9 protein-coding genes are annotated in these 8,553 nt (G+C 72.7%); 4 read left to right on the top strand and 5 right to left on the bottom strand.

What is annotated here, in order from left to right; all coding sequences use genetic code 11:
• A partial coding sequence (locus tag IEZ31_RS25370) for an AMP-dependent synthetase/ligase (protein ID WP_229835831.1) occupies positions 1 to 1,694 on the top strand: 1,694 nt, incomplete at its 5' end.
• Positions 1,695 to 1,762: 68 nt separating this feature from the next.
• Here IEZ31_RS25370 and yczR read toward each other — a convergent pair.
• Positions 1,763 to 3,226: a MocR-like transcription factor YczR gene (yczR, locus tag IEZ31_RS25365; protein ID WP_190252476.1), complete on the bottom strand. Its 1,464-nt coding sequence runs from the start codon at positions 3,224 to 3,226 to the stop codon at positions 1,763 to 1,765.
• Positions 3,227 to 3,284: 58 nt separating this feature from the next.
• Here yczR and yczE point away from each other — a divergent pair, with 58 nt between their 5' ends.
• Positions 3,285 to 3,917: a membrane protein YczE gene (gene yczE, locus IEZ31_RS25360; RefSeq protein WP_190252475.1), complete on the top strand. Its 633-nt coding sequence runs from the start codon at positions 3,285 to 3,287 to the stop codon at positions 3,915 to 3,917.
• Here yczE and IEZ31_RS25355 read toward each other — a convergent pair.
• Complete coding sequence (locus tag IEZ31_RS25355) at positions 3,850 to 4,755, bottom strand: EamA family transporter (protein WP_190252474.1); 906 nt, start codon at positions 4,753 to 4,755, stop codon at positions 3,850 to 3,852. The genes yczE and IEZ31_RS25355 overlap by 68 nt on opposite strands.
• A 73-nt stretch (positions 4,756 to 4,828) precedes the next feature.
• On the opposite strand from IEZ31_RS25355, the gene IEZ31_RS25350 reads away from it, so the two are divergent.
• Both IEZ31_RS25350 and IEZ31_RS25345 read left to right on the top strand, forming a co-directional pair.
• Positions 4,829 to 5,776 (top strand): LysR family transcriptional regulator, encoded by a 948-nt coding sequence (locus tag IEZ31_RS25350; protein ID WP_190252473.1) that lies wholly within the window; start codon positions 4,829 to 4,831, stop codon positions 5,774 to 5,776.
• 86 nt (positions 5,777 to 5,862) lie between these two features.
• On the top strand, positions 5,863 to 6,351 hold the full coding sequence (locus IEZ31_RS25345) for a hypothetical protein (protein WP_190252472.1): 489 nt from the start codon (positions 5,863 to 5,865) through the stop codon (positions 6,349 to 6,351).
• Positions 6,352 to 6,663: 312 nt separating this feature from the next.
• Here the strand turns inward: IEZ31_RS25345 and hisF are convergent, their stop codons facing one another.
• Genes hisF through IEZ31_RS25330 form a run of 3 tightly spaced genes read right to left on the bottom strand, consistent with a single transcriptional unit; the run spans position 6,664 to position 8,482 of the window.
• On the bottom strand, positions 6,664 to 7,425 hold the full coding sequence (gene hisF / locus IEZ31_RS25340; RefSeq protein ID WP_190252471.1) for an imidazole glycerol phosphate synthase subunit HisF: 762 nt from the start codon (positions 7,423 to 7,425) through the stop codon (positions 6,664 to 6,666).
• On the bottom strand, positions 7,422 to 8,150 hold the full coding sequence (gene priA / locus IEZ31_RS25335) for a bifunctional 1-(5-phosphoribosyl)-5-((5-phosphoribosylamino)methylideneamino)imidazole-4-carboxamide isomerase/phosphoribosylanthranilate isomerase PriA (RefSeq protein WP_190252470.1): 729 nt from the start codon (positions 8,148 to 8,150) through the stop codon (positions 7,422 to 7,424). Before priA ends, hisF begins: the two co-directional genes overlap by 4 nt.
• Before the next feature lie 17 nt (positions 8,151 to 8,167).
• Entirely contained in the window at positions 8,168 to 8,482 is a 315-nt protein-coding gene (locus IEZ31_RS25330; RefSeq protein ID WP_190252469.1) for a hypothetical protein, read from the bottom strand.
• Positions 8,483 to 8,553: the final 71 nt, after the last annotated feature.

Raw genomic sequence — 8,553 nt, 5'->3', positions numbered from 1 at the left:
TCGACGAGCGCGCCCGGGCGATCGCCGCCGGCCTGACCACGCTCGGCGTGCAGCCGGAGGACCGCGTCGGCGTGCTCGCCGGCACCCGCCTCGACTGGATCCTCGCCGACCTCGGCATCATGCTCGCCGGCGCGGCGACCACGACCGTGTACCCCACGACCGAGCCCGAGGACGCCGTCTACATCGTCGAGGACTCCGGCTCGAAGGTCCTCTTCGCCGAGAACGCGGAGCAGGCCGCCAAGGTCGACGGCGCCGCACTGCCCGACCTGGTCGCGATCGTGCTCATCGACGGCACGCCGACCGGTGGCGAGGCCACCAAGACCCTCAGCCTGGCCGATCTGGAAGCCCAGGGCCGGGCCGCGATCGAAGCGGACCCGCAGCTCGTCGACCGCATCGTCGAGGGCATCCAGCCCGACCAGCTCGCCACGCTGATCTACACGTCCGGCACCACCGGCCGGCCCAAGGGCGTCGAGCTGCTGCACGCCGGCTGGGTCTGGCAAGGGCGCACGCAGAACGACATCGGCCTGCTCAACCCGGAGGACCTGCAGTACCTCTGGCTCCCCCTCTCCCACTCGTTCGGCAAGACCCTGCTGTGCGGGATCCTGTACGTCGGCCTGCCCACGTACGTCGACGGCCGCGTCGACAAGCTCATCGACAACCTCGGCAAGATCCGCCCGACGCTCATGTGCTCGGCCCCGCGGGTCTTCGAGAAGGTCTACAACCGCGTCGTGACCGGCGCGCAGGCCGACGGCGGCCTGAAGTGGAAGATCTTCACCTGGGCGGTCGGCGTCGGCAAGAAGGCCTCGGCCGAGCGGCTCGCCGGCCGCACGCCGGGCGGGCTGCTCGCGGTCCAGGCCGGGATCGCCGACAAGCTCGTGTTCAGCAAGCTGCGGGCCCGCCTCGGCGGCCGCATGCGCGCGATGGTGTCCGGCTCCGCGCCGCTGTCGAAGGAGATCGGCGAGTTCTTCTTCGCCGCCGGCCTGCCGATCCTGGAGGGCTACGGCCTGACCGAGACCTCGGCCGGCTCCTTCGTCAACCGCGAGGACGCCCCCCGCATCGGCACCGTCGGGCAGGCGCTGGGCGACCTGCAGGCCAAGCTCGACACCGACGGCGAGGTCCTGCTCAAGGGCACGCCCGTCATGCGGGGGTACCACAACCTGCCCGAGGAGACGGCTGCCGCCTTCACCGACGACGGCTGGTTCCGCACCGGGGACATCGGCGAGTTCGACGACCAGGGGTACCTGCGGATCACCGACCGCAAGAAGGACCTCATCAAGACGTCGGGCGGGAAGTACGTCGCGCCCAGCTACATCGAGGGCCTGTTCAAGTCGGTCTGCCCCTACACCTCCCAGGCGGTCGTGGTCGGCCAGGCCCGCAACTACGTGACCATGCTCGTCACCCTCGACCCCGACGCGATCAAGGGCTGGGCCGAGGGCACCCCGCTGGCCGGGAAGTCCTACGAGGAGATCGCCGCCTCCAAGGAGGCGCACGACCTCGTCGAGGGCTACGTCACCGAGCTCAACACCAAGCTCAACCGGTGGGAGACGGTGAAGAAGTTCAGCATCCTGGCCCGGGACCTGTCGATCGAGGACGGCGAGCTGACGCCGTCGCTGAAGGTCAAGCGCCGGGCCGTCGAGAAGTCGTTCGCCCAGGACATCGAGCAGATGTACGCCGGATCGCTCGCGGAGCTCTAATCACACCCCACAGTGTCGTGGCCCCCGGAAGCCGCCACTCCCGGGGGCCACGACGCTGAGCAGCACCGTCATGCGACGACGGCGGGCGTCGACCACGAGTGCCGGCGCGGCCGGTCCAGGTCGGCCCGCGCCGACGCCAGCCGCCGCACCGCCTCGACCAGCGTGTCCTCGGGCAGCGCGTACGGCATCCGCAGGAACCGCTCCATCGTCCCGTCGGCCCCGAACCGCGGCCCCGGCGCGATCCGCACGCCGAGCTCCTCCGCCGCCCGGGCCAGCGCGCTGGACACCGGCGCGTCGAGCTCCACCCACAGCACCAGCCCGCCGCGCGGCAGCACGAACCGCCACTCGGGCAGCTCCGCGCGCAGCGCCGCCGCGAGCGTGTCGCGCTGGACGAGCAGCTGCTTGCGCCGCGCGCTGACGATCGCGTCGCGGCGCTGCAGCAGCCGCGTCGCGACCAGCTGGTCGAGCACGGGCGAGGCCATGTCGACGCCGACCCGGGCCGCGGCCAGCCGGGCGATGAGCGGCGCCGCGCCCCGGACCCAGCCGATCCGCAGGCCGCCCCAGTAGGCCTTGCTCATGCCACCGATCGTGAGCACCCGCGCGGAGCGGTCGAACGCGGCGACCGACGGCGGCATCTCCACGTCGTCGAGCGCGAGGTCGTGGAACGACTCGTCGATGATCAGGTCGGTGCCGGCGGCGTGGGCGGCGGACGGGAGCCGCTCCCGCAGCGACGTCTCCATGAGGTGGCCGGTCGGGTTGTGGAAGTCGGGGATCAGGTACGCGACCCGCGCCTGCGCCGCCCGTACCGTCGAGAGCACCAGGTCCTCGTCCCACCCCTCGGGACCGATGGCGTAGGCGCTCACCCGGGCGCGGCTGGCGGTGAACGCGCTCAATGCGTTGGGATAGGTCGGCGTCTCCACCAGGGCGCGCTGGCCCGGCGCCACGAGCAGCCGCAGCAGCAGGTCGAGGGCCTGCTGCACGCCGCCGGTGACCATCACCTGGTCGGGCTCGGTGGGCAGGCCACGCTCGGTGTAGCAGCGGGCGATCGCCTCCCGCAGCACGAGCAGCCCCATCGGCTGGTAGCCGGCGCCGCACGCGTAGGGCGCGAGGTCGGCGACCGCCTCCGTGGCCGCCTCGGTGAGCTCGACCGGCGCGGGCAGCGCGGCGCAGCCGAGGTCGATGAGGTCGGCGTCGTCGCTCGGCGTCCACAGCCCGGACGTGCCGACCCGGTGCCCGGCCGGCAGCGCGGTCCAGCTCCCGGCGCCGCGGCGGCTGCTGATGTGGCCGCTGTCGCGCAGCTCACGGTAGGCGGCGGTGACCGTGGTCCGGCTGATGCCGAGCGACGCGGCCAGCTCCCGCTCGGCCGGCAGCCGCACCCCGAGGGCGAGCCGGCCGTCGATGAGCAGGCCACGCACGGCGTTGGCGAGCACCACGTACTCGGGCCGGCGCCCGGCCGGGCCCCGCACGCCGACCGCCACCTGCCAGGCGTTGAGCATGCGGGCCAGTTGGGCGCCGCGGACGATCGCAGACAAGGCCAGTCCTCCTCAATTGGCTCTTTGTGGTCGGTCGATTGGCCCTAGGGTGGCATGCATGCGCGAGTCAGGCAAGACCAATCGCTTCGGCCGACGGTTCGTCCAGCTGCAGCTGGGGCTCATCCTGTACGGGCTGAGCATGGCCCTGCTGATCCGCGCCCACCTGGGACTGGACCCCTGGGACGTGTTCCACCAGGGCGTGTCCGAGCGCACCGGGCTCAGCTTCGGCACCGTCGTCATCATCACCGGCGCGGTCGTGCTCCTGCTGTGGATCCCGCTGCGCCAGCGGCCCGGCCTCGGCACGGTCAGCAACGTCGTCGTCATCGGCCTGGCCGCTGACCTGGCCCTGCGGCTGGTGCCCGACGCCGGCGCGTGGTGGCTGCGCGGCGCGCTGGCCGTCGGCGGCATCCTGCTCAACGGGTTCGCCACGGCGCTGTACATCGGGGCGCGGATGGGCCCGGGCCCGCGCGACGGGCTGATGACCGGCCTCGCCCGGCGGTTCCCGTGGCTGTCGATCCGGCTGGCCCGCACCGCCGTCGAGGTGACCGTGCTGGCCCTCGGCTGGCTGCTCGGCGGCTCGGTCGGCGTCGCCACCGTGCTGTACGCGCTCGGCATCGGCCCGCTCACGCAGCTGTTCCTGCCGCGACTGACGGTGCCGGAGCCGGCTCCGCGGGAGCCGGCGGTCGCGTAGCCCCCAGCAGGACACCGCCGAGGATGGCCGCGCCGCCGACGATGTCGTACCAGTGCAGCTCCTCCCCCAGGAACAGCGCCGCCGACAGGATCGCGAAGACCGGGGCCAGCGCGGCGAACGGCGCCACGGTCGCGGCGCCGTAGCGGGCGATCAGCCGGCCCCAGACGCCGAAGCCGAACAGCGTGCTCAGGTAGGCGATGTACGCGATGGCGCCGAGCGCGACGAGGTCGAGCCCGCGCAGCGCGCCCCAGACGTAGGCCGGCCCGTCGACGGCCAGTGTCAGCAGCACGAGCGGCGGGGTGGCCACGGCGCTGACCCAGACCATGAAGTTCAGCATGTCGGTGGCGCCGGCCTTGCGGATCGCGACGTTGGCCAGGCCCCAGGCGGCGCCGGCCGCGACGACCAGGAGGAACGCGCCGAGCGGGCGGTCGAGGCCCAGCTGGGTCGCGATGAGGACGATGCCGGCGCCGGAGAGCACGACGCCGGCGACGCGCCGTCCTCCGGGGCGGTCCTTCAGCAGTACCGTGGCGAACACCAGCGTGAAGATGACCTGGCTCTGCAGGACCAGGGCCGACAGCCCGGCCGGCAGGCCCGCCGCCATCCCGGCGAAGAGCAGCGAGAACTTCACCACGCCGAGCGCCACACCGGTCGCGACCACCCACCGCCACGGCGCCTTCGGCCGGCCGACGAGGAACACCGCGGGCAGGGCGGCCGCGCCGAACCGCAGCGCGCAGAAAAGCAGCGGCGACATGCTGTCCAGGCCCACGTGGATCACCACGAAGTTGACGCCCCAGACGGCGGCGATCAGCGTGGCCAGGGCGAGATCGCGAGGTCTCATGGGTTCGATGGTTGTGCGGCGGTACCGTGAAGCACCATCTCATATTTCTGTATTTTTGTTTTAGTATCGCTTCATGATTGACCTGACCCGGCTCCAGGCGCTGCGCGCGGTGGCCACGTTCGGCACGGTCACGGCCGCCGCGGGCGCCCTGCACTGCACGCCGTCGGCGATCTCCCAGCACCTCGCGAAGCTGGAGCGGGAGACCAAGGCCACACTCGTCGAGAAGGACGGCCGGACCCTGCGGCTCACCGAGGCGGGCCGGGTGCTGGTCGAGCACGCCGGCCGGGTGCTCGCCGCGGTCGAGGAGGCCGAGGCGGCCCTCGCCGCGCACCGCGAGACCGTCTCAGGCCGGCTGAGCGTCGCGTCGTTCCCGACCGCGTGCCGCGGGCTGCTCCCCCACGCGCTGCGGGCGCTCGGCCGCGACCACCCGCGGCTGGAGCCGACCGTGCAGGAGGCGGACCGCGCGGCCTGCTTCGACGGGCTGCTGCGCGGGACGGTCGACGTGGCGCTCATCGACGAGTGGCTGGAGATCCCGGTGACGTACCCCGCGGGGGTGGCCAGCGTCGAGCTGGGGCTGGACGTCGGCGACCTCATCGTGCCGGCGGACCACAGGCTGGCCGCCGACGACGGCCCGGTGTCGCTGGAGGAGGCCCGCGACGAGCGGTGGATCGGCTCGAAGCCCGGCACCGTCTGCTACGAGTGGCTGGAGCGGATGATGCCCGGGGTGCGGTCGACGATCCTCGTCAACGAGTTCGAGACGCAGCTGACGTTCGTCGCCGAGGGGCTCGGCGTCGCGTTCATCCCGCGACTGGCCCGCACCTCACTGCCGGCCGGCGTGGTCGCCCGGCCGATCGCCCCGGAGGCGGCCCGGCGGGTGTCGGTCGCCTGGCGCGCGTCGGCCGGTGGACGCCCCGCGATCGGCGCCACCGTGGCCGCGCTGCGCGATGCCTGGCAGCACCGGGCGATCTTTCCTGCCCCATTTGCCTGGAACGCCGGTCAAGCCATCATTCACGTGGTGTAACCCCAGTTGGGCCGCGCTGACCTGCGGTTTTTCACTCACCATATTCACTTCAGCGGATTTTCGCGCCGCCCCTTACATTCATTGCTATGGCCCTCTTCGGACGCTCCCGGACAGCGGTAGGCGCTGGCGTCCTGGCGACGCTGCTCCTAGTGCTCATCTTCGGCAACCAGATCTTCACCGAGTGGGTGGAACGCCACTCGCGCGGCGACACGGTCTGGGGCTGGTTCCTGCGCGAACTCATCTGGCCCCGCTGGTGGCTGACCCCGCACGACGGCTCGGGAGCCGCGGCCCGCGAACTGCTGGCCAACGATCTCAAAGCCATCCTCGTCATCCTGTTCACGGCCCTGATCCTGTCGGTCGCGGTGAAGTCCGTGTCCTCGGGCGGCGGAGCGTTCATCCTCGGCTGGGCATCGCTGATCTTCGGCTCCGCCCTGGCCGCGTTCGCGACCGAGTTCCTGACCTCCGATCCGACCCTGCTGCACGCGCTGCAGGCGGCGTCGTTCGGCACCAGCTACGGCCTGTGGGTCGGCTGGATCGTGGGCATCGCCACCGCGTCCGGCAAGCGCGGCGACTGACCCCGCCCCGTACCCCTCCCTCACCCCCGACCCGCGCGGCCGCTGGCGGCCGCGCGGCCAACCCCGTACTCCGCCCACTCCCCCGGCCACGCCGAGCGTGCACAGGCGAGTGGGCACCGGGGCGAGCAGCACGCACTGCCGAGCGGGCGCCGCCGAGCCCGCACCCGCGGCCGCGCCCCCGTCGCTTCGGCTAGACCGAGCCGCTCCGTGCCCACCTTCCCGCGCCGCGGGCGGGCCCCGTCTGGGGCCTTGATCGATGGAGAGTTCTGGTCGTCATGGCAGCCAGATCGCTCCATCGATCATGGGCAAGTCTCAGCGGATCGGGTGGCCGGCCTCGCGCAGGGCCGTCTTGACGTCGCCGATCGCGAAGTCGCCGAAGTGGAAGACGCTCGCGGCGAGCACCGCGTCGGCGCCCGCCGCCACGGCCGGGGCGAAGTGCTCGACCTTGCCGGCGCCACCGCTCGCGATCACCGGGACCGTGACCACCTGCCGGACGGCCCGGATCAGTTCCAGGTCGAAGCCGTCCTTGGTGCCGTCGGCGTCCATCGAGTTCAGCAGGATCTCCCCCGCGCCCAGCTCGGCCACCCGCGACGCCCACTCGACCGCGTCGAGCTCGGCGCCGCGCCGGCCGCCGTGGGTGGTCACCTCGAAGCCGCTCGGCTGGGCCGGGTTGCGGCGCACGTCGAGCGACAGCGTCAGTACCTGGTTGCCGAAGCGCTCGGCGATCTCCGAGATCACCTGCGGGCGGGCGATCGCGGCCGTGTTGACGCCCACCTTGTCGGCGCCCGCGCGCAGCAGCGTGTCGACGTCGGCGACGGTGCGGACGCCGCCGCCGACGGTCAGCGGGATGAAGACGGTCTCGGCCGTACGCCGGACGACGTCGAGCATCGTCGCCCGCCCGTCGGAGGAGGCCGTCACGTCCAGGAACACCAGCTCGTCGGCGCCCGCCGCGTCGTAGGCGGCCCCCAGCTCGACCGGGTCGCCGGCGTCGCGGAGGTTGACGAAGTTGACGCCCTTCACCACCCGGCCGGCGTCGACGTCGAGGCAGGGGATGACGCGGACCGCGACCGTCATGCCGACTCTTCCAGCACCTGGAGTGCCTCGGCGACGTCGAACGCTCCGGTGTACAGCGCCTTGCCCACGATCACGCCCTCCACCCCGGCGGGCTCGAGCGCGGCGAGCTGACGGAGGTCGTCGAGCTTCGACACGCCGCCGCTGGCGATGACCGGCTTCTTGGTGCGGCCGGTGACCTCCAGCAGGAGAGTCAGGTTGGGGCCGGTGAGCGTGCCGTCGCGCATGACGTCGGTGACCACGTACCGCGCGCAGCCCGCCCGCTCCAGCCGGTCGAGCACCTCGAAGAGGTCGCCGCCCTCCTTGGTCCAGCCGCGGGCGGCCAGCTGGTGGCCGCGGACGTCGAGCCCGACCGCCACCTGTTCGCCATACGTCGCGCAGACGTGGTCGCACCAGTCCGGGTTCTCCAGCGCGGCGGTGCCCAGGTTGACCCGGGTGGCGCCGGTCGACAGGGCGGCCCGCAGCGACGCGTCGTCGCGGATGCCCCCCGACAGCTCGACCTGCACGTCGAGCCGGCGGACGACGCCGGCCAGCAACTCGGCGTTGGAGCCGCGGCCGAAGGCGGCGTCGAGGTCGACGAGATGGATCCACTCGGCGCCCTGCCGCTGCCAGGCCAGGGCGGCCTCCAGCGGGTCGCCGTAGGTCGTTTCGCTGCCGGCGGCGCCCTGGACGAGACGGACCGCCTGGCCGTCGGCGACGTCGACGGCGGGCAGGAGCTGCAGTGCCATTGGTTCAGATCCTTCGGTCAGAGCCGGCGGTCAAGGACGAGCACGGTGAGGGCCGGAGTGGCGACGATGATGAACGCGCTGAGGCCGATCCTCGCCGCCACCGAGTCGATCAGCAACCAGACGAGGGCCAGTGCCACCAGCACGAACATGGCGATGGCCGAGCGTTGGGCGCGCGACCGGCGCGCGAAGAGCTTACCGGTCCGGCCGACCCGCACCTTCGGCACCAGCCTGCGGACCGCGGCGCGGCGCTGCCGCTTGCGCTCGGCCCGGCGGATGCGCTCGGCCCGCTCGGCCTCCAGCAGCGCCCGCCGCCGCGCCCGCTCCTTGCTCATTGGTTCACCATGGTTTCGCTCGTTCCGGTTAGGGTTCGGGCGCACCGGTGTCCGTCGGGCCATCGCCCTGC

It is taken from the genome of Dactylosporangium sucinum (genome assembly GCF_014647515.1).
Lineage (GTDB): Bacteria > Actinomycetota > Actinomycetes > Mycobacteriales > Micromonosporaceae > Dactylosporangium > Dactylosporangium sucinum.
Note: the sequence above shows the minus strand (reverse complement) of the source record. Positions and strands in the feature narration are given on the sequence as shown.

Coding starts and splice junctions, on each gene's coding strand:
- yczE (WP_190252475.1), top strand. CDS start 3,285: ATGCGCGAGTCAGGCAAGACCAATCGCTTCGGCCGACGGTTCGTCCAG.
- IEZ31_RS25355 (WP_190252474.1), bottom strand. CDS start 4,755: ATGAGACCTCGCGATCTCGCCCTGGCCACGCTGATCGCCGCCGTCTGG.
- IEZ31_RS25350 (WP_190252473.1), top strand. CDS start 4,829: ATGATTGACCTGACCCGGCTCCAGGCGCTGCGCGCGGTGGCCACGTTC.
- IEZ31_RS25345 (WP_190252472.1), top strand. CDS start 5,863: ATGGCCCTCTTCGGACGCTCCCGGACAGCGGTAGGCGCTGGCGTCCTG.
- hisF (WP_190252471.1), bottom strand. CDS start 7,425: ATGACGGTCGCGGTCCGCGTCATCCCCTGCCTCGACGTCGACGCCGGC.
- priA (WP_190252470.1), bottom strand. CDS start 8,150: ATGGCACTGCAGCTCCTGCCCGCCGTCGACGTCGCCGACGGCCAGGCG.
- IEZ31_RS25330 (WP_190252469.1), bottom strand. CDS start 8,482: ATGAGCAAGGAGCGGGCGCGGCGGCGGGCGCTGCTGGAGGCCGAGCGG.